Genomic DNA, 23572 nt, shown 5'->3' on the forward strand with positions numbered 1-23572 from the left:
TGTCGCTGCCGCGCGAGCCGTGGTCCGAGCCGTGGTCCGAGTCGTGGCCCGACTCGTGGGCGGAGGCGAACGGGGCGGCGACCATGAGGCCGGCGGTGACGCCGACGGTGACGACGCCGAGCTTCTTGAGCATGGGAACTCCTGGTGGTGTCGGGGGAGCAGGGACGGCGCCGACCGGATGAGCACCACCCGGCACCGCGACTCACACGGCTCAACGAGGACGCCGCGCTGCTGCTACGTGCGGATGCGCCATTACCCCCGAATGGGGGCTTAATTTCCTGTAACGCCCGGAAAACGCACGAAAGCCCGGCCACCGGGAATCGGTGACCGGGCTCGCGCGTCGCCGTCCTCGAGGGGACGGCTCAGGTCTCAGGAGGTCGGGAAGTCGGGCAGCTCGATCGGGAGCTCGGGGAGCTCCGGAGCCCCGGGCAGCCCGGCGATGTCGACGGCGACGTTGTTGCCGCTGACGTTGCCGTTGAGGATGTCGTTGCAGACGATGTTGAGGGCGTTGGCGCCACCCACCGGAGCCTGCGCGAGAACGTTGCCGGCGAACGAGTCGCCGTCGATGCCGCCGTTGGCCTCGGACGAGCCGCCGGTGACGTTGCAGTCCGAGCTGTCGCTGCCGCGCGAGCCGTGGTCCGAGCCGTGGTCCGAGTCGTGGCCCGACTCGTGGGCGGAGGCGAACGGGGCGGCGACCATGAGGCCGGCGGTGACGCCGACGGTGACGACGCCGAGCTTCTTCAGCACGAGAACTCCTGGATGATGTCGGGGGAGCGGCAGCATCGTCCGAGTGCATGACGACGCCTCGAACGGCCCAACGAACTCCCACGACCGAGGCAACGACCCGCGACGTCGATTCCCCCGAATGGGCGTGTCGCGGTGGCAACTCCCTGAACGGACGAAGGCCCGGCCACCGAGACGGTGGCCGGGCCTTTCGCGTGGTCCCGAGGCGTCCGGCGAGCGGACGCCGTCAGTGCCTCATGCTTGCCTCATTCAGGGCCTCAGAGGACGTCCAGGGCGACGTTGTTGCCGCTCAGGTTGTCGTTGAGGATGTCGTTGCAGACGATGTTGAGGGCGTTGGCGCCGCCGATCGGGGCCTGCACCAGGGCGTTGCCCAGGAACGCGTCGCCGTCGATGCCGCCGTTGGCCTCGGCCGAGCCGCCGGTGACGTTGCAGTCCGAGCTGTCGGAGCCGCGGTGCCCGTCGTCGTCGCCGTGGCCGTGGCCGTGGCCCGACTCGGTGGCGGACGCGAACGGCGCGGCGACCATGAGACCGGCGGCGACGCCGACGGTGACGACGCCCATCTTCTTCAGCACGAGAACTCCTGTGGTTGTCGGGGGAGCGAGCGCACGACGGGTGCCGGGCGCGCGTCTGGTGGATCAACGAGCGCGGGGCGTGCCCGCAACGTCGCGGTGCGCGGTCGACACGATCGAGTGACGACCGTCGGGGGTCGGACGGACCCCGGACACACGAGAGCCCGGCCACCGATCGGATGGCCGGGCTCTCGCGCGTTCGTGGAGATGCGTCAGGAAGCGTCCGCGGTCTCGGACTCCTCGGGGAGCTCGACGTCCACCGGCTCCTCGTCGTCGGCGCTGAGCACGCTGACGGCGACGTTGTTGCCGCTGAGGTTGTCGTTGAGGATGTCGTTGCAGACGATGTTGCCGAGGTTGGCCCCACCGATCGGCGCCTGCGCCACGGCGTTGCCCAGGAACGAGTCGCCGTCGATGCCGCCGTTGGCCTCGGCCGAACCGCCGGTGACGTTGCAGTCCGAGCCGCCGCCCTTGTGCTCGCCCTTGTGCTCGCTGTGGTGGCCGCCGTTGTCGTGGCCCCCGTGCTCGGGCGACTCGCCCGCAGAGGCGAGCGGCGCGGCGGCGAGCAGGCCCGCGGTGATGCCGACGGTGACGATGCCGAACTTCTTGAACACTGGTCCCCCAGGGAGATTTCGTCGTGCTGCAGTCATCGTTCAGGTGGCGGAACGGGTCGCCGGTCCGCCGGGGGTGGGCCGCACGTCAGTGCGGTCCCACCCGCGCGAAGGCCTCTTAGAGCAGGCCGCCGGCGATGTCGACGGCGACGTTGTTGCCGCTGGCGTTGCCGTTGAGGATGTCGTTGCAGACGATGTTGAGGGCGTTGGCGCCACCCACCGGGGCCTGCGCGAGCAGGTTGCCGGCGAGGGCGTCGCCGTCGATGCCGCCGTTGGCCTCGGCCGAGCCACCGGTGACGTTGCAGGACCCGGAGTCCTCGTGCCCGCCGCCGTGGCCGTGGCCGCCCTCGGACGCGGAGGCGAACGGCGCGGCAACCATGAGGCCCGCGGCCACACCGACGGTCACGACACCCAGCTTCTTGATCACATGAACTCCTCGAAGAACTTGTCGGGGGAGCGGGACGCACCGGCCGCCCGGCCGGAGCCGGCAGGACGTGGACGGTGTGTCCCCCAGGAGTCACCGCCCCGGGCTTGATCGGCCCCGGGGGTGACGCCAGGGGTTCCAACGAGGTGGTCACGAGACGGTTACGCAGCGGATCGAGAACGGCCCCTTCTGTCACGTTGTGTGGTTGCGCTGCGCTGATCATCGCCACGGCCGGCCCACCGTTCAGGGGCCGAGGCGTGCCACGAACGGACCAGCGGCGCCGCCGGGCGTGAAACGGCCGCAGGCCCCGTCACCACATCGGGGTCCGTCCCGTCATCAGATCCACCGACGCGCTGGGTGACCCACCACTCGGACCCCTCTGCGCCGGACGTGCGCGACGATGTGCGCCGCACACAGGACGTCGGAGAGGCGGTGGGCGTGGGTCAGGCCCTGAGGGAGCTCGTGGACGACGTGCTCGATCTCGAGCGCATCGAGCGCGACATCTTCCGGGGCCGCAGCCCCCGGGAGTCGTTGTTGCGGGTGTTCGGCGGCCAGGTGGCGGGGCAGGCGATGGTCGCGGCCGGCCGCACCGTCGACGACGACCGCGGGGTGCACTCGTTGCACGGGTACTTCCTGCGGCCCGGGGACCCGTTCGCCCCGATCGTCTACGAGGTGGACCGCACCCGCGACGGACGCTCGTTCACCACGCGCCGGGTCACCGCCGTCCAGCACGGCGAGACGATCTTCACGATGTCGGCGTCGTTCCAGCGTCCCGAGCAGGGCGTGGAGCACCAGTCGCCGATGCCGGAGACGCCCGGCCCCGACGGGCTGCACCGTCGCGACATGCCGCCGGTGCCGGCGGACCGTCCCGCCTGGACGACGACGGGCAAGGCGCTGGTGTGGCCGCTCGACGTCCGGTACGTCGATCACTCGCCCTGGGACGAGACCGCGGACCGCGACCCGACCAACCGGGTGTGGGTGCGCGCCGACGGTGAGCTGCCCGGTCCCGACTCGCCCTACGGCCGGCTGCTTCACGTCTGCGTCCTCACCTACGCGAGCGACCTGACCCTCCTCGAGGCGGCGGTGTTCCCGCACGTCGTCGGAGGCGCGGCCTCCGGCGAGGTCAGCCTGGCGAGCCTCGACCACGCCGTCTGGTTCCACCGCCCGTTCCGGGCCGACGAGTGGCTGCTCTACGTGCAGGAGTCGCCCAGCGCCGGCGGCGGTCGCGGTCTGGCGGCGGGGCGCTTCTACACGCGCGACGGGGTGCTCGTGGCCTCTGTCGTCCAGGAGGGGCTCATCCGGCGCCGGTCGTAGCGACGGCCGTCGGTCCTGTCGGTCCCGTCGCCGTGCGCGGCAGGCCGTGCTCGAGATAGCCGCCGCCGTCGAGCGTGCTCGTCACCCGGCGGCACAGGGGCGGCGGCAGGTGGTCGGCGAGATCGGCCGGGGCGACCCACGCCCACCGGTCGAGCTCGGCGGGCTCCAGCACGATGCGGTGCTCGTCGTCGCCGAGCGGGCCGCCGTCGAAGAGGAACAGGATCTTGTCGTACCCGTCGCCCCGCGTGTGGTCGACGGAGAGAAAGGCCCCGGTGGCCCGGTCCAGGCCGAGCTCCTCGGCGATCTCGCGGCGGCAGGCCTCGGCGGGCGACTCGCCGTCCTCGACCACGCCGCCGGGTACGTCCCAGCCGGGCTTGTAGGTGGGGTGCACGAGCAGCACCCGGCCGGCGGCGTCGCGGAACACGGCCCCCGCGGCGACCACGGGGCGGGCGGTCCCCGGCGGGAGCGGCATGCGCGCGAGCCTACGGGCGCCCGACGCCGCCACGACCCGTCAGGCGGGCACCGTCTCGGGCGCGTCCTCGCGCTGCGACGCCTCCTCCGGCGTCGGCGTGGCCGCGGCGTCGGCGGCCCGGCCGAAGAACTCGAAGTCGGTCGGGTCGAACCGCCGGGTCTCCCACCAGTACCGGACGGTGAAGCCCGGCCAGATCGTGCGGTTCACCCCGGCCGCGTCGAGGTACCAGCTGGTGCAGCCGCCGCGGGTCCAGATGCCCTTGTCGAGGCGTCGCTGGACGGCGGCGTTGGACCGCTGCTGGACCTCGGCGCGGACGTCGAGCCCGCCCATGCCCATCGCACGGACCGTGTCGATCGCCTGGGCCACGTAGCGCGTCTGGCACTCGATCATGAAGACGACGGAGTTGTGGCCGAGGCCGGTGTTGGGGCCGAGCAGGAAGAACATGTTCGGGAAGTCGGTGACGGTCAGGCCGAGGTGCGTCGCCATCCCGTCCTGCGCCCAGACGTCCCGCAGCGTCCGCCCGCCGCGCCCGGTGATCTCGAGGGCGTCGAAGGCGTCGGTGACGTGGAAGCCGGTGCCGTAGATGATCACGTCGACGTTCCGCTCGGTGCCGTCGCCGTCCACGATCGACGACGCCCGGACCTCGCGGACGCCGGCGGTGACGACGTGGACGTCGGGGCGGTTCACCGTGGGGTAGTAGTCGTTGGAGACGAGCACCCGCTTGCAGCCGATCGAGTAGTCGGGCGTCAGCTTCGCGACGAGCTCGGGGTCGTCGATCTGGCGCTCGATGTGCTTGGTGGCCAGCCACTCGACGGGCCGCAGGGCCGCCGGGTGCGAGTTGAAGCCGAGGGCGCGCGACTCCAGCGCCGCGTACATCACCGACCGGTACGCCCGGTGGGCGCGCGGGTGGCGGGCGAAGAAGCGCCGGCGGCCCTCCGGGAGCGGCTTGTCGTTCTTGGGCAGGACCCAGGCCGGGGTGCGCTGGTAGAGCTGCACCTCCGCCGCGACGCCCGCGATCTGCGGCACGAACTGGATGGCGCTGGCCCCGGTGCCGATGACCGCGACCTTCTTGCCGCGCAGGTCGACGTCGTGGTCCCACCGCGCGGAGTGGAAGGAGGGCCCGTCGAACGAGGCGGTCCCGGGCAGGTCCGGCGTCTTCGGCAGGTGCAGCGCCCCGACGCCGTGGACCAGGAAGCGGGCCTGCCAGCCCCGTCCGCCCCGGGTGTGCACCGTCCAGGTGCGGCCCTGCTCGTCCCACGTCGCGCCGGTCATCTCCTGGCCGAACCGCACGTGGCGGCGCAGGTCCTCGGCGTCGGCCACCCGCTCGAGGTACTCGCGGATCTCCGGCTGGGGCGAGTAGGACCGCGACCAGTCGGGGTTCGGGACGCTCGAGAGCGAGTACATGTGCGACGGGATGTCGCACGCGCACCCGGGATAGGTGTTGTCGCGCCAGGTGCCCCCGAGTGCGTCGGACTTCTCGAGCAGCACGACGTCGGTGATGCCGGCGCGACGCAGGGCGAGCAGCTGACCGAGGCCCGCGAACCCCGAGCCGACGACGAGGACCTCGTGGACGCGGTCGGCCGTCCCGGGCGCGGACGTCCCGGGCGCGGACGTCTCAGCCGCGGGCGTCTCAGGCGCTGACACGGCCGGCGTCCTCCTGCGGGATCACGGTGGTGGTCGGGGCCTCGGCGGCGGGCACGGCGAGCAGCCCCGCGATGTGGGCGGCGACCTCGGTGCTGCGTTCGAGGTTGATCATGTGTCCGGCGCCGGGGAGCAGGACGATCCGGGCGTCGGGCAGCGCGTCGGCGATGTCGCGGGCGCGCTGCTGGGGGCAGAGCCGGTCGTGGTCGCCGACCAGCACCACCACGGGGATCCCGCGCAGCGCGGCCAGCGAGCCCCGGCGCCGGTGCTCGCCGATCGACGCGCGGAAGGCGGCGACGCTCGGCGGGTGCGCGGCGAGGGCCTGCTCGGCGACGGAGAGGACGTCGTCGCGGCGGGCGTGGCGCCCGAACACCAGCGCCCGCACGCCCGGGGCCAGCAGCGACGCCCGCACCCGGGGCGCGTGCTCGCGGGAGCGGCCGATGGTGCCGATCTGCCGCGGCGGGGCGCGGTGCCCGAGCCGGGCGGTGAGCGGGACGAGGACGTGCTCCCCGCGGGCGACCAGCCGGCCGCGCCGCCCGGGCAGCCCGAGGGTCAGCTCGTCCATCTCGTCGCTGGCGGTCGCCACGAAGGCCACGGAGGCGACCCGGTCGGCGACGAGCCGGGGGTGCCGCTCGGCCAGCGCCATGAGGGTCATCCCGCCCATGGAGTGCCCGGCGAGCACCAGCGGACCCCCGGGCACGCGCTCGGCGATCAGCGCGGCGAGGTCGTCGGCGGCGCGTCCCACCGTCGCGGTGCCCTCGGCGGCCGCGTCGGACCCGCCGTGCCCGCGGTGGTCGTAGCGCAGGATGCGCCCGGTGAACCCGGTGCGGCGCAGGTCGTCGACCACCCGATCCCACGTGCGCAGGTCCTGCGACCAGCCGTGGACGAGCACGAGCGTCGGGCCGCCGGTGCCGTCCCCGGAGTCGCCGACGCGCAACTGCGCCCCGTCGGGGGTGGTGAACCGGTCGACCTGTTCGCGCAGCACCGCGTCCCCTCTCCGCCTTGCCCGATCCTCCGTGCCGGATCAGCCCTCGGTGAGGAGGAACGACCGGCGCCACCAGGTCATGCCCGGACGGCCGACGAGCCCGGCCTCCGTGAGGAACGGCATGATCTTCTCGCCGGCCCACCGGATCATCTCGCGGTGGTGGGGGTTGGCGAGCGCGGCGCGGCGGCCTTCCTTCGGGTCGATGCCGACGGCCGCGTAGACCTTCGGATTGATCAGGCTGCGCACCACGAACATCGAGATGAACGCGACGATGAAGCGCTGGTAGGCCTTCTCGCGCGGCGAGAGCTGCGCCATGCCGCGGGTGACCTCGTCGCGGGCGAAGGAGACGTGGCGCGCCTCCTCCATGATGTGGATGCGGTTGACCTGGCGCATCAGGGGCTGGACGCGATCGTCGTTCGCCTGCTCGCGCTGCAGGCGGTCGAGCACCTCCTCGGCGACGAGGATCGCGCCGTAGGAGGCCGGGCCCCAGCTGACGACGGAGAAGAGCTTGCCGAGCTGGCGGATCGACTCCCGCGGCCCGTACGGCTCGACCCCGGCGGCGTCGACCATGCGCGCGAACATCTGGGAGTGGCGGCACTCGTCGGCCACCTCGGTGAGCGCGTACTGCGCGCGGGGCGACGTCGGGTCCTCGGCGTAGAAGTCCTTGAGCAGGCGCTGCATGAGCAGGACCTCGAACCACAGGCCGACCGAGGCGACGCTGCAGGCCTCGTGCTTGCCGAGCTCGACGCGTTGCTCGGAGGTGAGGCGCTCCCAGAGCTCGGTGCCGTAGAGGGAGACGCGGTGCTCGGGCACCCAGATACCGTCCGGCACGAGCGGGGCGTCCCAGTCGATGTCGACCGCGGGGTCGTAGGACTTCTTCGCCGACGACTTCAGGAGCCGTTCTGCGGTCTGGTGCCGGTCCGCCGTGGGCGCACTCATGGCTGGGTCCTCCTGCTCGCCGTGGACCGGACTCCAGGTATCACGCACCTGGTGTACGTCTTACCGCTGGTAACTGTAACTGGTGGTAGCGTGCGGACCCGTGCCGGACGATGTCAAGCCGAACCGCTCGGGTCCCACCCCTCCGCGTGACGGACGTCGCACGCGGTGGGAGAAGCACCGGACGCAGCGCCGGGCCGAGTTCGTCGAGGCCGCGATGCGCGTCCTCGCGGACGTGGGTCCGGACTTCGGGATCGAGCAGGTCGCGGTCGAGGCGGGCGTCACCAAGCCCGTGCTCTACCGGCACTTCTCCGACAAGGCCGACCTCGTCGAGGCCATGGGCGAACGCGCCACGGAGATCCTGCTCGACCGGCTGATCCCCGCGCTGAACAGCGAGGAGGCGCCGCTCCCGCGCATCCGCAAGTCGATCGACGCGTTCTTCGGGACCCTCGACGAGTACCCGAACCTCTACTGGGTGCTGGCGCGGCACACCCCGATCGACGGGCGTGGCTCCGACGTCGTCCGCGAGGACAAGGAGATCATCGCGACGGCGCTGTCGGCGCTGCTCGGCGACTACCTGCGGTCCTTCGGGCTCGACTCCGGGCCCGCCGAGCCGTGGGCGTACGGCGTGGTCGGCTTCGTCCAGAACGCGGCGGAGTGGTGGCTCGAGCGGCGCTCGATGAGCCGCGAGAGCGTCACCGAGTACCTCACGTTGCTGGTGTGGGCGGCGATCGACGGGTTCGCCCGTCAGCACGACGTCCTCATCGACCCCAACGCCCCCCTGGCCATCAACAAGGTCATCCAGTTGCACGCGGGAGACGTGCGGGCCCCGGCCAGGCGGCCGGGGGAGTCAGGCGGCCCGAGCGGCGGCCGAGCGAGTACCGATCGAGCAGTGAGGAGCCCGGAGCGATGACGCCAGAGGCAACACCCGCGCACGACCACGACGAGGACGGCTACGCCGGGCCCGCGACCCTCGAGGTCGACGGCACGGAGTACGACGTGCACGTCACCCTGCTCGGGCACTTCGAGCCCCTCGACGGGCGATTCCACTGGTACGGCCGCGTGGCCGTGCACGCCGAGCTGCACGCGGCCCTGGACGGCCGCAAGCGCCCCACGCGGGTCACGACGCCCGTCGGCGCCGCGGACGGCGAGCTCTCCGACGTCGACCCGTGGGGCCGCTACCGGATCGCCGGCTTCTCGACGCCGCCGTTCCCCGTCGGTTCGGAGGACACGCCCGCCGAGATCGCCGGGGTGCGCTGATGGCGCCCGGCGAGGCGGGCCGCGCGGTCGCGGACCAGGTCTGCGACCCCGCCACCGTCCGCTCGCTCGCCACCCCGGAGCGCGCTGTGCGCGTCATCGGCGGCCTGATCGGCGACCGGGTGACGTTCGGCCCGGTGCCCGCCGGCCCGCACGACATGGCCACCGCGTACGCGGAGGGTGCCGTCGGACGGCTGACGGCGCGCCGCGAGGGCGACCAGCTCGTGGTGGTCCGGGTCCCGGTGTCGCTCGACCTCACGGTCGTCATCGGCACCCGCAGGATCCCCGCCGACGTCGAGCTCCTCGTGCGCGTCGGCCTCGTCGCGCGGGCGGCGCCGGACGCGGTGGAGATCGACGTCGAGCCGGTCCGGTACTCCGACATCGACGCCGACATCCGCACCAGCGGCGTCGGCGGCGTGTTCCTGCGCCGCCTCGGCGACCTCGACACCGAGATCCGCCACCACGTCGGCGTCTACGTCTCCACCGTGCTGGCCACGCCCGAGGCCGTCGCGGAGTGCCGCATCCCCCTGTGAGCCGCGCCCCCGTGAGCGATGTTCCCGGCTATCACCGCGAACATCGCTCACGGGGTCAGCGGGGGCGCGAGAGCTCGATGAAGTGGTCGCGGTCGACGACCTTCACCCGCGGGCGGCCGTCGGGCTCGCCGCGCCCGCGCTCGTGGGCGTCGATGGCCTCCCAGCCCTCCTGGTCGACGAGGTCGGGGCAGCGCTCGCGCAGCCAGGCCTCGACGGCCTCGTGGTGGTCGTCGGCCCGCTCGATCGGCGCGCGCTCGGCGAGGTCGGCGAGCAGGTGGCGGACGGTCTCGTTGGCGTCCTTCTTGTTGGTGCCGATGATCCCGGTGGGCCCCCGCTTGATCCACCCGACGACGTACTCGCGGTCGTGCCCTTCGACGCGGCCCTCGGTGTGGGGCACGGTGCCGCTGTCGTCGTCGAAGGGCAGCCCGGGCAGGGCGACCCCCCGGTAGCCCACGGCGCGCAGGACGAGCCCGGTCGTGACGGTCTCGCGCTCGCCGGTGTCGACGGCGCGGGTGCGCCCGTCCTCGCCGGTCTCGAGTCGGTTGATCCCCAGGACGATCTCCTCGACGCGCCCGTCGCCGCGGATCTCGACGGGCGAGCGCAGGAACCGGAACTCCATGCGGTGCTTCGCGTCGGGGTCGGGGCCCCTCTGCGCCCAGCCGCTGAACAGCTCGAGGTTGCGGCGCGCGCCCTTCGTGAGCGTGTCGTCGTCGGCGATCCCGGGCGGGGCCTGCTCGGGGTCGACGACGACGGTGAGGTCGGCGATGTCGTCGAGCTCGCGCAGCTCGGTGGTGGTGAACGCGGCCTCGCGCACGCTGCGGCGCCCGCAGATCAGCGTCTCGCGCACCCCCGAGGCGACGAAGGCGTGGAGGGCGTGGTCGGCGGTGTCGGTCGTGCGCAGGTCGGCCTCGGGCAGCAGCAGCATCCGCGCCACGTCCAGGGCGACGTTGCCGGCGCCGATCACCACCGCCCGCTCGGAGTCGAGCCGCGGGTCGAGGGCGGCGTGGTCGGGGTGGCCGTTGTACCAACCGACGAAGTCGACCGACGCGATGCTGCCGGGCAGGTCCTCGCCGGGGATCCCGAGCCGGCGCTCGGTCTGCGAGCCCACCGCGTAGACGATCGCGTCGTAGCGCTCCAGGAGCTCGTCGCGGGTGATCACCCCGCCGCCCTCCCCGGTCGAGCGGAGCTCCTCGTCGTCCCCCAGGTGCACGTGCCCGAAGAACCGGAACTCCTCGCGACGGGCGGTCTTGTCGTACTGCGCGCTCACCGACTTGATCTTCGGGTGGTCCGGGGCGACCCCGAGCCGCACCAGGCCCCACGGGGTGGCCAACCGGTCGAACATGTCCACCCGGACGTCGAGCCCACCGTCGGTTCCAGCGTCGAGCAACGCGGCCGCGGCGTAGAACCCCGACGGCCCGGAACCGACGACGGCGACGTGGTGGGGTCGCGTCGTGTGATTCTCCACCAGAACATCGTGGCCCACCCGGACCTGCCGCGCACCCGTCTGCCGGAACGGTCGGAAACCGGGTGTGCGGCGCCACACCGGGGCCGGACACGCCGACGGACGAGTGATCCCGAGCCGGGGCGTGGCCGGAACCGTCCTCGGTCGAGGCATCACTCCATGGGATCATCGAGCGCGAGAATGCCGCGTCACCAGGGCTAACGTCCCTCGTGATGATCAGCGACGAGGTCGGGCCCCGGCACGGTGCCCACGATGACCGAGCCGGAACCAGCGTGTCGTGGCGCCGCGGCGTCGACGTGCTCGACGACTACGCCGGTGGTGGCGTCCTGTCCGAGGAGCTGGCCGACGACCTCGTCAACGACCTCGTCGGGCTCGTCGGCGGTGCCCGGCCGCGTCGCTCGCGCCGGGGACCGCACACCGGCTCGCGGCCCGGCCCCCAGCCCAGCCGCCCGGCGGTCACGCCGCCCGCGCACCGCCCCCGGCTCACGCTGGTGCGCGGCGGCGCCTGAGCGCTACTCCTTGACGGCCACCAGCACGAGGTAGTGCAGCTCGGCGCCGGCCATCGACAGGCGGTGCCGGAAGGTGCGCCGGACGACGATGTGCGAGGGGTGCTCGGACCCCTCGGTCGCGGCGAGCATGGCCTCGACGTCCGTCGCGTCCTGGCCGGCGTCGCCGCCGGCGAGGGTCAGGGCGAGGAACGAGCCGGGCGGGAACGCGTCCCACAGCTGGGCGAGGGCGTCGACCGGGACGTGCCCCTCGCCGACGGCGCCTGCGGCGACCAGCGCGGTCAGCCCCTCGTCGCGCACGAGCTGCCGGACCTCGTCGACGTCGAGCCGCTCGCCCACGAGGTAGTGCGCGTAGAGGCCGGGGCGGTCGCGGTGCGCGGCGTCGCGGGCCTCCGGCACACCGTCCGCGCCGGCGACCACGGTGACGCCGCGGGCGCGGAGCTCCTCGCCGACCACGCCGTTGCCGGCGCCCAGGTCGAAGGCGCGCAGGTCGTCGACCGAGGACCCCGACGCGGCGACGGCCTCGGCGAGCGCGGTCGCGACGGTGGCGGGCGACGCGCACTGCAGCCGGTGCTGGACGACCTCCTCGTAGAGGCCGGGCACCGAGTACACCCGCGCGTAGTCGTGCAGGACGAGGCGCTCGTCCGTGCCGTCGGCGTGGTGGAGGACGAACTCCTCCTGGGCCTGTCGGCGTCCCGGGGTCGTGTCGAGCTCGACGGTCCAGCCGGCCGCCGGCTCCTTCGCTGTGGCCATGGCGGTCATCATGCCCGGCCGCCGCGGCCCGGGCCGGGGCCTCGCCTGTGGCGAACGTCCCGGTCCGCGCGCTGTGGCCCGGATCCCGCTCTGTTCCCTCGGGCGTCACCGGTCGGTCACGCTCGGTGCGTCAGGCACGCGTCGACGTCGTCGCGGCTCGCCCACCCGCCCCGGGACCGTCGCGTCGACGGCCCGGCAGGGAGGTCGTCATGAGTGCTGTGCCCGCCCACTCCCCCGTCGCCGCGCTGCTTCGCCCGGGGACGCACCCGCGCGCGGTCGCCGTCGACGCCGCCGACCGGGAGCACGCCGTCACGGTCGTCGCCCACCTCCTCCACGCCGAGTGCGAGCAGTGGAGCTGGACGACCCACCACCCCGACACCCACCGCCCGGAGGCGCTCCGGATCGTCGGTGCCCTCACCCGAGAGGGGTGGGCACCCCGCTCGGCCGCATGAGCGGACGCGAGTGGGCGCGTCCGACGCCCCGGTCGGTCGGTAGATTGCTGCTCCGATCGGCTCAACGGAGCCTGGAGGGGTGGGCATGGCCATCGAGGTGGACGGCGTCTCCGTGAAGGAGACGTCCCGGGGTTCGGGGGCCGCGTGGCGGTGGAGCTCGGTGGGACCGAGCCCGATCGACTACGAGATCCAGTGGGTCGAGAACAAGGACACGTTCCTGTACTCGACGCGCGTGCGCCCGGGCGGCTGGAACGTCTCCCAGCTCGACCCGGACACGTGGGTCGGCGACGGGACGATCGAGGGCGCCCGGGAGATGGTCGAGCGGGGTCTGCCGACGCTGCCGCACTGAGACCCTCCCCGCAGAAGCGAACGGCACTCTCGCTCCACCGAACGGAGCGAAAGTGCCGTTCGTTCCTCGTCGCGGGACCTCAGTTGCCGCCGAGCACCCCGGCGTCGCCGAGCTTCGCCATGACGGCGTTGGGGCCGTCGAACTGGTCCTTGTCGAGACCCTTGAGGGTGTCGACGAGCTGCTGGTCGGCCCCGTTCGAGGAGGCGTGGTCGGCCAGCTCCTGCGGCCCGCCCGGGTACTGGAACCCGGCGAGCGTCTTCTGCACCTGCGTGACGTCGTAACCCATGTCGGCGGTTAGCCGACCGTCCGTCGCTCGAACCGTCCCTCACCCGAACCGTCCGGTGCGCGACACTCCCGGCCGTGGCGCCCCCGTTCCCGGCCGTGGTGTTCGATCTCGACGGCACCCTCACCGTTCCCGGGACGACGCGCCCGGCCCCTGGGGTGATCGCGCTCGTCGAGGCCCTGCACGCGCGGGACGTGCCGCTCGCCGTCGCGACGTCGGCGTCGGTGGGGCCCGCCCGCCGGGTGCTCGCCGGGCTCGGGGTCCTCGCGTGCTTCACCGAGGTCGCGGGACGCGGGACCGACGGCGTGTACGCGGGCAAGGACGCCGTGGTCGGCGAGGCGCTGCTCGGGCTCGGGATCACGACGGCCGGGCCGGGCACGCCGATGCTGGGCGACAGCCCCGCCGACCTCGACGCCGCGGCCGCGCACGGCCTGGTGCCGGTCGGCGTGGCCTGGGGCGCGTCGCGCGCCGACGCGCTGCGGGCTGCCGGGGCGTGCGCCGTGCTCGGGCACCCGGACGAGCTGTGGTCGTTGCGGGCATCCTGAGACCGTGCCCCGCTGGGTCCTGCACCTCGACCTCGACTCGTTCTTCGCGTCGGCCGAGCAGCTGACCCGTCCGACGCTGCGCGGGCGCCCGGTGCTCGTCGGCGGTCTGGGCCCGCGCGGGATCGTGGCCGGCGCGAGCGGCGAGGCCAAGGAGTGCGGGGCGCGCTCGGCGATGCCGATGGGCCAGGCGCGGCGGCTGTGCCCGCACGCCGTGGCGCTGCCCCCGCGCACCGCGCTCTACCGGGTGCTCTCCGAGCGTTTCTTCGGTGTCGTGCGGGCCTGGGCGCCGGTGCTCGAGCAGATCGCCTACGACGAGACCTTCGCCGAGCCCGAGGCCCTCGCCGACGCGGGTGCCGACGACGTGCGCGCGTTCGCCGAGCGGCTGCGCGCCGAGGTCCGCGTCGTCACCGGGCTCGCGGTCTCGGTGGGCGCCGGGTCGGGCAAGCAGGTCGCGAAGATCGGGTCGGGGCTCGCCAAGCCGGACGGGGTGCACGTGGTGGCCCAGGGCGGCGAGCGGGCGCTGCTGGACCCGCTGCCGGTCCGCGCCCTCTGGGGCATCGGCCCGGTCGCGGAGACGACGCTGCACCGCTCCGGCGTCGACACGGTGGCCAAGCTCGCCGCGCTCGACCTCGCCGACGTGACCTCGCTGCTCGGGACGGCCGTCGGGACGGGCCTGCACCGCCTCGCGCGCGGCGTCGACGACCGGCCGCTGGTCGAGCGCGGCGAGGCCAAGCAGGTGAGCGCGGAGACGACCTTCGACGCCGATCTCTCCGACCTCGGCGCCGTGCGCACCGCCGTCGCCGAGCTGGCCGAGGGCGCCCACCGCCGTCTGCTCGCCTCGCACCGCGCGGCGCGCACCGTCAGCGTCAAGATCCGGAGCTCGTCGTTCGGGACGACGAGCCGCGCGGAGACCCACGCGGTCGCCACGACCGACCTGGCCACGCTCACCGACACCGCGCAGCGCCTCGCGGTCGCCGCCCTGCCCGACGCCGGCGTGCGCCTGGTCGGCGTCTCGTTCTCCGGGCTCACCACCGCCGTGCAGGAGGCGCTGTTCCCGGAGACCCCGACGGCACCCGCCCCCGTGCCGGAGGTGGCGCCCCTGCCGGAGCCCGAGCCGGAGCCCCGTCGCGAGTGGCGCACCGGCGACGACGTCGCCCATCCCCGGCACGGGCACGGCTGGGTGCAGGGCGCCGGTCACGGCCGCGTCACCGTGCGCTTCGAGACCGCGTCCTCGGGCCCGGGGCGGGCGATCACCTACCCCGCCGACGACCCGGCCCTGACCCGGGCCGACCCGGCGGCGAGCCTCGGCTGACGCTCACACCCCCGGCGCCACCGCGGCCTCCACCAGCTGCCGCGCGATCGCCGACCCCGCCCGGGGGGCCGCCGGCTCCGCCGCCACCGCGTGGGTCACCAGCGCGCCCTCGTGCACGAGGAGCAGCTGCAGGGCGAGGCCGTCCGGGTCGGCGACCCCCGCCCGCCCGAGCTCCCGGGTGAACAGCTCCCGCAGCCAGCGCTTCTCGTCGTCGATCACGGGGCGTCCGGGGTGGTCTGGCCGGTCGAGCTCGGCGAAGGCGTTGACGAACGCGCACCCCCGGCTCGCGTCGTCGACCCAGCCCTCCAGCACCGCGAACGGGGCCAGCGCCCGGCGCACGGGGTCGGTCTCCGCCTCGACCGCCGCCACGACCCGCGCACGCCACCGCTCGTCCCGGGCCCGCAGGTAGGCGGCCACCAGCTCGTCCTTGGAGCCGAAGCGGTCGTAGAGGGTGCGCTTGGTGACGCCGGACTCGGCCGCGATCGTGTCGACGCCGATCGCGTGGATGCCGTGGCGGTAGAAGAGCGCCGAGGCCACCTCGAGGATGCGCCGCGCCCCGGGGGTCAGGCGGGGCCCCTCGCCCGTCGTCGTCATGCGCGGCCTCCTGCCGTTGTGTTCACCGAGCTGTGAACCTACTCTGCATCGGAGTGGTTCACAGACCTGTGTAGGAGGATCGGTGGAGGACACCATGCTGGCCGCGGTGCTCACGGGCTTCGGGGGACCGGAGGTACTGGAGCTGCGCACGGTCCCGGTGCCCGTCCCGGGCGCGGGCGAGGTGCTCGTGCGGGTGACGGCGGCGGCGCTCAACAACACCGACCTCTGGACCCGGCGCGGCGCCTACGGGCTCCCCGGCGACCCGGACGCCCTCGCGGGCTGGCGCGGCCCGGTGGACTTCCCGCGCATCCAGGGCGGCGACATCGCCGGTGAGATCGCGGCGGTGGGCGACGATGTCGACCCCGGACGGGTCGGCCGGCGCGTCGTCGTCGACCCGGCGTTCTACGACGGCCCCGGCCCGGACGCCGGCCCGATCGGCCTGCTCGGCAGCGAGGCCGACGGCGGCTTCGCGGGCTACGTCGTCGCGGCGGACGGGCGCGCCCACGACGTGACGGACTCGCCGCTGTCGGACGAGCAGCTCGCGGCGCTCCCGGTCGCCTACGGGACGGCGGCGGGGATGCTCGCGCGCGGCCGGATCGGCGCGGGCGAGACGGTGTTCGTCACCGGGTCCTCGGGCGGGGTCGGCCTCGCGGCGGTCCAGCTCGCCTCGGCACGGGGCGCCCGCGTCGTGGCGCTCACCGCGGCCGGGAAGGAGGACGCCGTCCGGGAGGCGGGGGCCGCGGCCGTCGTGGTCCGGGGTCCGGACCCGCACGCCGTCGCCGGGGCCGTGCACGACGCCGCGGGCGGGGCGCTGGACGCCGTCGTCGACGTCGTCGGCGGTCCCCTGCTGCCGGCCCTGCTCGAGCACGTCCGCGACGGCGGGCGGTGGGTGGTGGCGGGCGCGCTGGGCGGCGCGTCGGTGGACCTCGACCTGCGCAGGCTCTACCTGCACAACGTGTCGCTCGTCGGCTCCTCGATGCACACGCCGACGCACTTCGCCGCGCTCGTCGACGACGCCGTCGCCGGGCGCGTCCGGCCCCGCATCGCGGCGTCGTACCCGCTGGCGTCGATCCACGCCGCGCAGGAGGAGTTCGGTCGCGGCGAGTACGTGGGGAAGATCGTCGTCACGCCGTGATCAACGGGGACTTCGTGCGCGTAGAAGCAGCGAACAGCGCGTTCGTTGCTTACCGAGGTGCCCGCGCGAACGCCGCCCGCAGCTCGTCGACGAAGTCGCCGGGGACCTCGAGCGAGGCGAAGTGCCCGCCGGTGGGCAGCACGTTCCAGTGCCGGAGGTCGACGTAGCGGGCCTCCACCCACGCGCGCGGGTTCTTCACCATCTCGGCCGGGAACACCGAGACCGCGCTGGGCACGGTGACGGGCCTCGACCTGTCGATGCCGCCGAAGCTCTCCCAGTACAGGCGCGCCGACGACGCCCCGGACGCGGTGAGCCAGTAGATCGAGACGTTGTCGAGCACGCGGTCGCGGGGCACGCCGCCGAAGCCGTCGCCGTCGGTCCAGGCCACGAACTTCTCGGCGATCCAGGCGAGCTGGCCCGCCGGCGAGTCGACGAGGCCGTAGCCGAGGGTCTGCGGACGCGTGCGCTGCTGGCCCGAGTAGCCCGAGCCGACCCGGCGGAACTCGGCGGACTCGGCCAGCCAGCGCTGCTCGGTCTCGGAGAGGGTGGCGTCGTCGAACCCGTCCGGGCGCGGGGCGAGCGGCATCGTCGTGTGCATCATCGCGACGCGGTCGGGGTGGCGGACGGCCAGCGCGGTGGTGATCATCGCGCCCCAGTCGCCGCCCTGGGCGAGGAAGCGCTCGTAGCCGAGGCGGGTCATGAGCTCGGCCCAGGCGTCGGCGATGCGGTCGACGCCCCAGCCGGGACCGGTCGGCTTGTCGCTGAACCCGAAGCCGGGCAGCGACGGCGCGACCACGTGGAAGGCCGGCAGCGCGTCGTCGCCGGGGTCGGTTAGGGCGTCGAGGACGTCGAGGACCTCGACCACCGAGCCGGGCCACCCGTGGGTGACGAGCAGTGGCTGTGCGTCACCACGAGGTGACCGTACGTGCAAGAAGTGGATGCCGAGACCATCGATCGCGGTGCGGAACTGACCCCGCCGGTTGAGCTCGTCCTCGACGCGACGCCACTCGTGCTCCTCGAGCCAGGCGCGGCACAGCTCGGCGACCGCGTCGAGGCCCAGCCCCTGGCCCGCGTCCGTCGCGGGCTCGGGCAGGCGCACGCGGCGGAGGCGTTCCTGCAGGTCAGCGAGCTGCTCGGGCGGCACGTCGAGCACGAACGGGACGATCTCGACGGAGGGGTCCCCGGCGGGCACGGGTGCGTGGATGGCCACGGGACGGCACCGTAGCCACACGACGCCCCCCTCGCCGGACGGCCGCGTAGGGCACCTCCGAACGCGTGGTGCGACGACACGCCGAAGGCTGGAGTTCGTGACCCGAACGAGCCAACTTCGCCCCGAGGTGTCACACCGGGCCTCATGGTGGCGATGCACGAGGTGGAGGTGATCAGCGTGATGAACGATCGGTCGGCGGCCCTGCTCGCCGCAGCAGTGGACCTGGACGAGTGTGACGGCTACGTGGTGCTGGTGTTCGATCCCGAGACGGGGGAGCTCGACGCCCACGGACCCTACGAAGGGGTCGAGGCCACCCTGCGCGCCGAGGAGATGCGCCGCGAGTTCGACAACGACGGCCTGCGCGACGTCGTCATCCGTCTCTCGCGCCTCCACCGGCCGCGCTGAGGGCCGTCCCGGTGTCGTGTCCCCCCACCGACACCGGGATGGTCCTCAGATCGAGGGGTACTCCTGCCGCCGACGACGGAGCTCGGCGATCATCGCCGTGGTCGACCACGATCGGCGGGAGGACGCATGGCGCAGGGACCCACGGTCCGGGAGGCCTCGCTGGAGGTGCTCCGGGCGCACGGGATGACCACGATCTTCGGCAACCCCGGGTCCACCGAGCTCCCGATGCTCTCCGAGCTCCCCGACGACTTCCGGTACGTCCTCGGGCTGCAGGAGGCCGCGGTCGTCGGCATGGCCGACGGCTATGCCCAGGCCCGCGGGCGTCCGACCCTGGTGAACCTGCACACCGCGCCCGGCGTCGGGAACGCGATGGGCGCCCTGGTCAACGCCTCCGCCAACGGGGCGCCGCTGGTGGTCACGGCCGGGCAGCAGGTGCGCCCGATGATGAACCTCGAGGCCCTGCTGACGAACCCGGACGCGACGATGCTGCCGCGGCCCACGGTCAAGCTCTCCCTCGAGCCGGCCCGCCCGGCCGACGTCCCCGCCGTGCTGGCCCGCGCGATCCACGTCGCGACCAGCCCGCCGTGGGGCCCGGTGTTCGTGTCGATCCCGATGGACGACTGGGACGCCGTGCTCGACCCGGCCACCGAGGCGGCCGACCTCGTCGCGGGCCGCCGGGTGCACCAGCGCGCGGCCCCGGACCCGGCGGGGCTCTACGTCCTCGTCGGGGCCCTCGACGCCGCCCGCGCCCCGGCGCTCGTGGTCGGCGGCGACGTCGACGCCACCGGCGGCTTCCACGACGCCGTGGCGCTCGCCGAGCGGCTCGGCGCCGCGGTGTTCGCCCCGCCCGTCGAGGGGCGCGTCGGCATCCCCACCGACCACCCGCAGTTCCGGGGCCCGCTGCCGATGGCGATCGCGCCGGTGGCCGAGGCCCTCGAGCCGTTCGACGTCGTGCTCGTCGTCGGCGCGCCGGTGTTCCGCTACTACCCCTACGTGCCCGGCCCGTTCCTGCCCGAGGGCACCCGCCTGCTGCACGTCACCGCCGACCACGACCAGGCCGCGCGTGCCCCGATGGGCGACGCGGTCGTCGCCGACCCCGCCCTCACGGTGCGCGCGCTGCTCGAGCGCGTCGGGCCGGGTCCGGCCGACCGGGCGGCGCCGCCGTCCCGCCGGGCGCTCGACGCGCCGCGCCCGGGCGGCGAGGGCCGGCTCTCGGCGGAGGAGCTCTTCACCGCCCTCGCCGAGGAGTGGCCGGACGGCGGTGTCCTGGTCAACGAGGCCCCCTCGCACCGCGCGACCCAGCAGGCGCGGCTGCCGATCTCGCAGCCCGGCAGCTCGTACTTCACCACCTCGGGCGGGCTCGGCTTCGGCCTGCCGGCCGCGGTGGGGGTGGCGATCGCCGACCCGTCGCGTCCCGTCGTGGCGGTGCTCGGCGACGGCTCGCTGCAGTACGCGATCCAGTCGCTCGCCACCGCGGCCGCCCAGCAGGTGCCGGTGACGATCATCGTCCTGGACAACCGCGAGTACGCGATCCTCAAGTGGTTCGCCCAGCGCGAGCAGACCCCGAAGGTGCCGGGGCTCGACCTGCCCGCGATCGACCACCTCGCCCTGGCGCAGGGCTACGGGGTGCCGGCCGAGACCGTCGGGACGGTCGAGGAGTTCCGCGCCGCGGTGCGCCGGGGCGTCGCCGGCCCGGGGCCGCGCCTCGTCCACGTCCCGGTGCCGCCCGCGGCGGGCTGAGCTCGTCCGCTTGACCTCGACCGTCGTCGAGGTCGCACGGTGACGAGTCATGAGCATCACCGAGCACCGAGATCGACACGAGGTCCGTCGTACCCCGGGCGTAGCGTCGCGCGGGCGCCCTCCGAACGGTCCGGGGCGCGGGGGAGGACCACGCGTGAGCACGGAGACCACGACGCGGCCGTCGGCCGACGAGCAGACACCGGACGCCGCGCCCGCGGTCGAGGTGCGCGATCTCGTCAAGCGCTACGGCCGCAGCACCACGCCCGCGGTCGACGGGCTGAGCTTCGCGGTGCGCCGGGGCGAGGTGTTCGGGCTGCTCGGCCCGAACGGCGCCGGCAAGACCACCACGGTCGGCGTCCTGACGACGCGGGTCACCAAGACCTCGGGTCTCGCCACCGTCGCCGGCATCGACGTCGCGACCAACCCCGTCGGGGCGCGCGCGGTGCTCGGGGTCGTCCCGCAGCGCCCGAACCTCGACCGCTCGCTCGACGCCCGGGGCAACCTCGTCTGGCACGCCGCCTACCACGGCGTCCCGCGGGCCCAGCGCGGTCGGCTGGCCGACGAGCTGCTCGAACGGATGGGGCTCGCGGAGAAGGCGAAGACCAACCCGGACGAGCTCTCCGGCGGCCAGGCCCAGCGACTGATCATCGCGCGCGGCCTGATGCACGACCCGCAGGTGCTCTTCCTCGACGAGCCGTCGACGGGGCTCGACCCGCAGGCCCGCCTCTTCGTGCACGACCGCGTCACCGAGCTCGCGGCCTCCGGCGTCACGGTGGTGCTCACGACCCACGACATGGACGAGGCGGCCAAGCTCGCCGACCGCGTCGGCATCGTCGACCACGGCAAGCTGCTCGCGCTGGACACGCCGTCCGCGCTCGTGGCGGCCCTGCCCGGCGAGGCCACCATCGATCTCACGATCACCGGCGCCGACGTGGACGTGCTGACGGGGCGGCTGGGTGAGCTGCGCGGTGTGTCGAGCGTCGAGGACCTGTCCGGCGAGGCCGCGGCCGCCACCCACCTGCGGGTGGGCTGCGACGGCGAGGCCGGTGCCGCGCTCCCGCCGGTGCTCGCCGCGGTGGCCGACGCCGGCGCCGTCGTCTCGCAGGTCGAGCTCGGCGAGCCGACGCTCGAGGACGTCTTCATCGACCTCACGGGCAGGGGATTGCGGTGAGCGCCCCGGTGAAGGTCGGGCCCGGCCAGGGCCGCGCGTTCCTCGGTGTCCTGGGCCGCGACCTCGCGGTCACGGGCAAGGAGTTCGGCAGCTTCATCAGCCAGGTGCTGATGCAGCCGTTCTTCCTGCTGTTCGTGTTCGGCGTGGTGCTGGGCCAGCTCGGCTACGTCACGCCGGGCTACGCGCAGCTGCTGCTGCCCGGGCTGCTGGCCCTCAACGCGTTCTTCGTGGCCGTGCAGGCCACGGCGATCCCGCTGGTGATCGACTTCTCGTACACCAAGGAGATCGAGGACCGCCTGCTCGCGCCGCTGTCCACGCGCCTCGTCGCGGTCGAGAAGATCGTGTTCGGGGCCTCGCGCGGGCTGTTCGGCTCGCTGGTGATGATCCCCGTCGGCTACATCGTGCTCGACGAGGTCAACTGGGTGCTCTCGGGCCTGCCGTTCGCGGCGGTGCTGCTGGTGCTCGGCTCGCTCGCGGGCGGGGCCGCGGGGCTGGTCCTGGGCACGCTGGTGTCGCCCAGGAAGATCAACGTGGTGTTCGCCCTGGTGATCACGCCGCTGCTGTTCACCGGGTCGACGCAGTTCCCGTTCCTGCAGCTCGAGAACCTGCGCTGGTTCCAGGTGATCTGCGCGCTCAACCCGATCACCTACGTCTCCGAGGGCCTGCGCGGCGCGCTGACGCCCGCGGTGCCGCACCTGCCGGGCTGGCTCTGCCTGCTGGCGCTCGTGGCCTCGTGCCTGCTCTTCGGGGCGGTCGGCATCCAGGGGTTCGTGCGCCGCGCGCTCGACTGATGGCGGGCGGGCTCGACGCCCTGCGCGGGCGGCTCGCGGAGGCGATGACCGCCCGGGGGTTCGGGGCGCAGGCGGCGGCGCTCGAGCGGCTCGCGGCGCGGTCGGAGGGACCGGACACGGTGCTGCCGGTGCTCCCGGTGCTCGCCCACCTCGACGGCGCCGTGGCGCGGGCCGGCGAGGAGGTCGACGCCGACCTCGCCGCGGTCCTCGGCCCGCTCGCGGCGGCGGCGCGGTGGCAGCAGACCGCGGCCTACGTCGCGAGCCCGCCCGACCCGTCGTTCCTCGACCTCTACGCGCACGCCACGCTGGCGGACGCCGAGGACGTCGCGCTGGGCCTGGTCCTGCTGGGCCCGGGCGTGCGGTACCCGCCGCACCACCACCCGGCCGAGGAGTTCTACCTGCCCGCGGGCGTGATCCGGTGGGTGCACGCGGCCGCCGCCGACCCCGCGCCCGAGCCCGCAGGCGTCCTGGTCCACCACGGGTCCTGGCAGCCCCACGGGATGTGGACCGGCGAGCGTGCCGTCCTGCTCGTCTACGTCTGGATCGGTGAGGTGGGGACGTCCGCGGCGTTCTGCTGAGGACGTCGATTGTGGGGCCCCGCGCTCCGGGTAGGCCCGGGACCATGCGACACCAGGAGTTCCTCGCCGGCGTCGCCACCCGAGGTGGCTTCGCCGAGACCGACGACGCGCGCCGGGCCGCCGACGCCGTGCTGGCCACGCTGGCCGAGCACCTGCCCGGGGACGACCGCACCGCGCTCGTGGAGGCGTTGCCCAACCTGCTCGAGGTCGAGTCCGGCGTCGACCGGGTGAACGGCGGCGGGGGTACGCCGACCGAGGCCGGCCTCGTCGACGAGGTCGCCCGCCGCAGCGGGTGGGCCCTCGAGCGCGCCCGCTACGCGCTGACCGCGGTGATCGGCCAGCTGGGCGCCGAGGACGCCGACCTGGGCGAGCGGATCGGCCGCGTCGTGCCCGCGGACCTGCGCGGCGCCGGGCCGCCGCTCCCGCCCGACGCGCCGTCCGAGGGCGCCCAGGGTCGCCCGCAGCCGGTGGACGCCGACGAGCTCGACCGCGCGCTGCACCGGCTGCCCGAGTGGTCGGGCGACGTGACCGGCATCGAACGGACCGTCGAGCTGCCGCCCGAGCGCCTCGACCTCGTCCTCGAACGCCTGCGGAGCGCCGAGAGCGAGCTCGGCGCCCGGCTGCGGATCCTCGACCGCACGCCCACCTCGCTGACCGTGCGCGCCCGCACCGAGAGCATGCAGGTGGTCGCCGAGATCGACCTCGAGCTCGCCGCCCGGTTCGACGAGATCGTCGGGGCGATCGGCGCGGGCGGCTGACCCCACGTGCCTGATCTTCTGAGCTGTCGCTCAGAAGATCACGCA

29 protein-coding genes are annotated in these 23572 nt (G+C 74.1%); 16 read left to right on the forward strand and 13 right to left on the reverse strand.

Going from position 1 to position 23572, the window contains the following annotated elements:
- Window positions 1–369: 369 nt before the first annotated feature.
- From PH191_RS17230 to PH191_RS17245, 4 genes are all read right to left on the reverse strand, one after another.
- Entirely contained in the window at window positions 370–747 is a 378-nt protein-coding gene (locus PH191_RS17230; protein WP_274195857.1) for a hypothetical protein, read from the reverse strand.
- Between the two features lie 254 nt (window positions 748–1001).
- Complete coding sequence (locus PH191_RS17235; RefSeq protein WP_274195858.1) at window positions 1002–1316, reverse strand: hypothetical protein; 315 nt, start codon at window positions 1314–1316, stop codon at window positions 1002–1004.
- A gap of 209 nt (window positions 1317–1525) precedes the next feature.
- On the reverse strand, window positions 1526–1924 hold the full coding sequence (locus PH191_RS17240) for a hypothetical protein (RefSeq protein ID WP_274195859.1): 399 nt from the start codon (window positions 1922–1924) through the stop codon (window positions 1526–1528).
- Window positions 1925–2039: 115 nt separating this feature from the next.
- Window positions 2040–2348, reverse strand: coding sequence for a hypothetical protein (locus tag PH191_RS17245; RefSeq protein ID WP_274195860.1), 309 nt, complete (start codon window positions 2346–2348; stop codon window positions 2040–2042).
- 459 nt (window positions 2349–2807) lie between these two features.
- Between PH191_RS17245 and PH191_RS17250 the strand changes: the two genes are divergently transcribed.
- Window positions 2808–3659: an acyl-CoA thioesterase gene (locus PH191_RS17250; RefSeq protein ID WP_274195861.1), complete on the forward strand. Its 852-nt coding sequence runs from the start codon at window positions 2808–2810 to the stop codon at window positions 3657–3659.
- Here the strand turns inward: PH191_RS17250 and PH191_RS17255 are convergent.
- From PH191_RS17255 to PH191_RS17270, 4 genes are read right to left on the reverse strand one after another with little or no spacing between them, the layout of a single operon-like run.
- Window positions 3640–4131: an NUDIX domain-containing protein gene (locus PH191_RS17255; RefSeq protein ID WP_274195862.1), complete on the reverse strand. Its 492-nt coding sequence runs from the start codon at window positions 4129–4131 to the stop codon at window positions 3640–3642. The two genes, PH191_RS17250 and PH191_RS17255, sit on opposite strands and share 20 nt — an antisense overlap.
- Before the next feature lie 39 nt (window positions 4132–4170).
- On the reverse strand, window positions 4171–5775 hold the full coding sequence (locus tag PH191_RS17260) for a flavin-containing monooxygenase (RefSeq protein WP_274195863.1): 1605 nt from the start codon (window positions 5773–5775) through the stop codon (window positions 4171–4173).
- The gene (locus PH191_RS17265; protein WP_274195864.1) at window positions 5762–6757 is read right to left on the reverse strand and encodes an alpha/beta fold hydrolase; all 996 of its coding nucleotides are present in this window, start codon (window positions 6755–6757) and stop codon (window positions 5762–5764) included. The genes PH191_RS17260 and PH191_RS17265 overlap by 14 nt, the downstream gene beginning before the upstream one ends.
- A gap of 39 nt (window positions 6758–6796) precedes the next feature.
- A complete protein-coding gene (locus PH191_RS17270) occupies window positions 6797–7696 on the reverse strand; it encodes an AurF N-oxygenase family protein (protein WP_274195865.1) in 900 nt (299 codons plus the stop codon).
- A 100-nt stretch (window positions 7697–7796) separates the two neighbouring features.
- Between PH191_RS17270 and PH191_RS17275 the strand changes: the two genes are divergently transcribed.
- The 3 genes from PH191_RS17275 to PH191_RS17285 are packed head-to-tail and all read left to right on the forward strand — an operon-like array spanning window position 7797 to window position 9483.
- Window positions 7797–8606 carry a TetR/AcrR family transcriptional regulator gene (locus PH191_RS17275; protein WP_274195866.1) on the forward strand — a complete coding sequence of 270 codons (810 nt, stop codon included), beginning with the start codon at window positions 7797–7799 and terminating at the stop codon, window positions 8604–8606.
- Window positions 8603–8953 carry a DUF4873 domain-containing protein gene (locus PH191_RS17280; protein ID WP_274195867.1) on the forward strand — a complete coding sequence of 117 codons (351 nt, stop codon included), beginning with the start codon at window positions 8603–8605 and terminating at the stop codon, window positions 8951–8953. The genes PH191_RS17275 and PH191_RS17280 overlap by 4 nt, the downstream gene beginning before the upstream one ends.
- Window positions 8953–9483, forward strand: a complete 531-nt coding sequence (locus PH191_RS17285) for a hypothetical protein (RefSeq protein ID WP_274195868.1) — start codon at window positions 8953–8955, stop codon at window positions 9481–9483. Before PH191_RS17280 ends, PH191_RS17285 begins: the two co-directional genes overlap by 1 nt.
- Before the next feature lie 55 nt (window positions 9484–9538).
- Here PH191_RS17285 and PH191_RS17290 read toward each other — a convergent pair whose 3' ends face one another.
- Window positions 9539–10948, reverse strand: a complete 1410-nt coding sequence (locus PH191_RS17290; RefSeq protein WP_274195869.1) for an FAD-dependent oxidoreductase — start codon at window positions 10946–10948, stop codon at window positions 9539–9541.
- Window positions 10949–11157: 209 nt separating this feature from the next.
- On the opposite strand from PH191_RS17290, the gene PH191_RS17295 reads away from it, so the two are divergent.
- Window positions 11158–11454 (forward strand): hypothetical protein, encoded by a 297-nt coding sequence (locus tag PH191_RS17295; RefSeq protein WP_274195870.1) that lies wholly within the window; start codon window positions 11158–11160, stop codon window positions 11452–11454.
- Window positions 11455–11457: 3 nt separating this feature from the next.
- Here the strand turns inward: PH191_RS17295 and PH191_RS17300 are convergent, their stop codons facing one another.
- Window positions 11458–12204 (reverse strand): class I SAM-dependent methyltransferase, encoded by a 747-nt coding sequence (locus PH191_RS17300; RefSeq protein WP_274195871.1) that lies wholly within the window; start codon window positions 12202–12204, stop codon window positions 11458–11460.
- Between the two features lie 209 nt (window positions 12205–12413).
- Here PH191_RS17300 and PH191_RS17305 point away from each other — a divergent pair, with 209 nt between their 5' ends.
- A complete protein-coding gene (locus tag PH191_RS17305) occupies window positions 12414–12656 on the forward strand; it encodes a hypothetical protein (RefSeq protein WP_274195872.1) in 243 nt (80 codons plus the stop codon).
- Window positions 12657–12741: 85 nt separating this feature from the next.
- Window positions 12742–13005: a hypothetical protein gene (locus PH191_RS17310; RefSeq protein ID WP_274195873.1), complete on the forward strand. Its 264-nt coding sequence runs from the start codon at window positions 12742–12744 to the stop codon at window positions 13003–13005.
- 79 nt (window positions 13006–13084) lie between these two features.
- On the opposite strand, the gene PH191_RS17315 is transcribed toward PH191_RS17310, so the two are convergent.
- Window positions 13085–13291, reverse strand: a complete 207-nt coding sequence (locus PH191_RS17315; RefSeq protein ID WP_274195874.1) for a DUF2795 domain-containing protein — start codon at window positions 13289–13291, stop codon at window positions 13085–13087.
- Window positions 13292–13365: 74 nt separating this feature from the next.
- On the opposite strand from PH191_RS17315, the gene PH191_RS17320 reads away from it, so the two are divergent.
- Together PH191_RS17320 and PH191_RS17325 are read left to right on the forward strand one after the other, a co-directional pair.
- Complete coding sequence (locus PH191_RS17320) at window positions 13366–13833, forward strand: HAD family hydrolase (RefSeq protein WP_274195875.1); 468 nt, start codon at window positions 13366–13368, stop codon at window positions 13831–13833.
- A 4-nt stretch (window positions 13834–13837) separates the two neighbouring features.
- A complete protein-coding gene (locus PH191_RS17325; RefSeq protein ID WP_274195876.1) occupies window positions 13838–15145 on the forward strand; it encodes a DNA polymerase IV in 1308 nt (435 codons plus the stop codon).
- 3 nt (window positions 15146–15148) lie between these two features.
- On the opposite strand, the gene PH191_RS17330 is transcribed toward PH191_RS17325, so the two are convergent.
- Window positions 15149–15739 carry a TetR/AcrR family transcriptional regulator gene (locus PH191_RS17330; RefSeq protein ID WP_274195877.1) on the reverse strand — a complete coding sequence of 197 codons (591 nt, stop codon included), beginning with the start codon at window positions 15737–15739 and terminating at the stop codon, window positions 15149–15151.
- 82 nt (window positions 15740–15821) lie between these two features.
- On the opposite strand from PH191_RS17330, the gene PH191_RS17335 reads away from it, so the two are divergent.
- Entirely contained in the window at window positions 15822–16874 is a 1053-nt protein-coding gene (locus tag PH191_RS17335; protein WP_337994068.1) for a zinc-binding dehydrogenase, read from the forward strand.
- Between the two features lie 49 nt (window positions 16875–16923).
- Here PH191_RS17335 and PH191_RS17340 read toward each other — a convergent pair whose 3' ends face one another.
- Window positions 16924–18084 (reverse strand): epoxide hydrolase family protein, encoded by a 1161-nt coding sequence (locus PH191_RS17340; protein WP_274195878.1) that lies wholly within the window; start codon window positions 18082–18084, stop codon window positions 16924–16926.
- Between the two features lie 180 nt (window positions 18085–18264).
- On the opposite strand from PH191_RS17340, the gene PH191_RS17345 reads away from it, so the two are divergent.
- The 6 genes from PH191_RS17345 to PH191_RS17370 all read left to right on the forward strand — a co-directional run bounded on the left by PH191_RS17345 (window position 18265) and on the right by PH191_RS17370 (window position 23527).
- On the forward strand, window positions 18265–18489 hold the full coding sequence (locus tag PH191_RS17345) for a hypothetical protein (protein WP_274192316.1): 225 nt from the start codon (window positions 18265–18267) through the stop codon (window positions 18487–18489).
- 126 nt (window positions 18490–18615) lie between these two features.
- Window positions 18616–20229, forward strand: coding sequence for a benzoylformate decarboxylase (mdlC, locus tag PH191_RS17350; RefSeq protein ID WP_274195879.1), 1614 nt, complete (start codon window positions 18616–18618; stop codon window positions 20227–20229).
- A gap of 154 nt (window positions 20230–20383) precedes the next feature.
- Complete coding sequence (locus tag PH191_RS17355) at window positions 20384–21400, forward strand: ABC transporter ATP-binding protein (RefSeq protein ID WP_274195880.1); 1017 nt, start codon at window positions 20384–20386, stop codon at window positions 21398–21400.
- Entirely contained in the window at window positions 21391–22191 is an 801-nt protein-coding gene (locus PH191_RS17360) for an ABC transporter permease (RefSeq protein WP_420791827.1), read from the forward strand. Before PH191_RS17355 ends, PH191_RS17360 begins: the two co-directional genes overlap by 10 nt.
- Window positions 22191–22769 (forward strand): dimethylsulfonioproprionate lyase family protein, encoded by a 579-nt coding sequence (locus PH191_RS17365; RefSeq protein WP_274195882.1) that lies wholly within the window; start codon window positions 22191–22193, stop codon window positions 22767–22769. The genes PH191_RS17360 and PH191_RS17365 overlap by 1 nt, the downstream gene beginning before the upstream one ends.
- 44 nt (window positions 22770–22813) lie before the next feature.
- A complete protein-coding gene (locus tag PH191_RS17370) occupies window positions 22814–23527 on the forward strand; it encodes a DUF2267 domain-containing protein (protein ID WP_274195883.1) in 714 nt (237 codons plus the stop codon).
- The last annotated feature ends 45 nt before the right edge of the window (window positions 23528–23572 follow it).

This window comes from Actinomycetospora callitridis, from assembly GCF_028737265.1.
GTDB lineage: Bacteria > Actinomycetota > Actinomycetes > Mycobacteriales > Pseudonocardiaceae > Actinomycetospora > Actinomycetospora callitridis.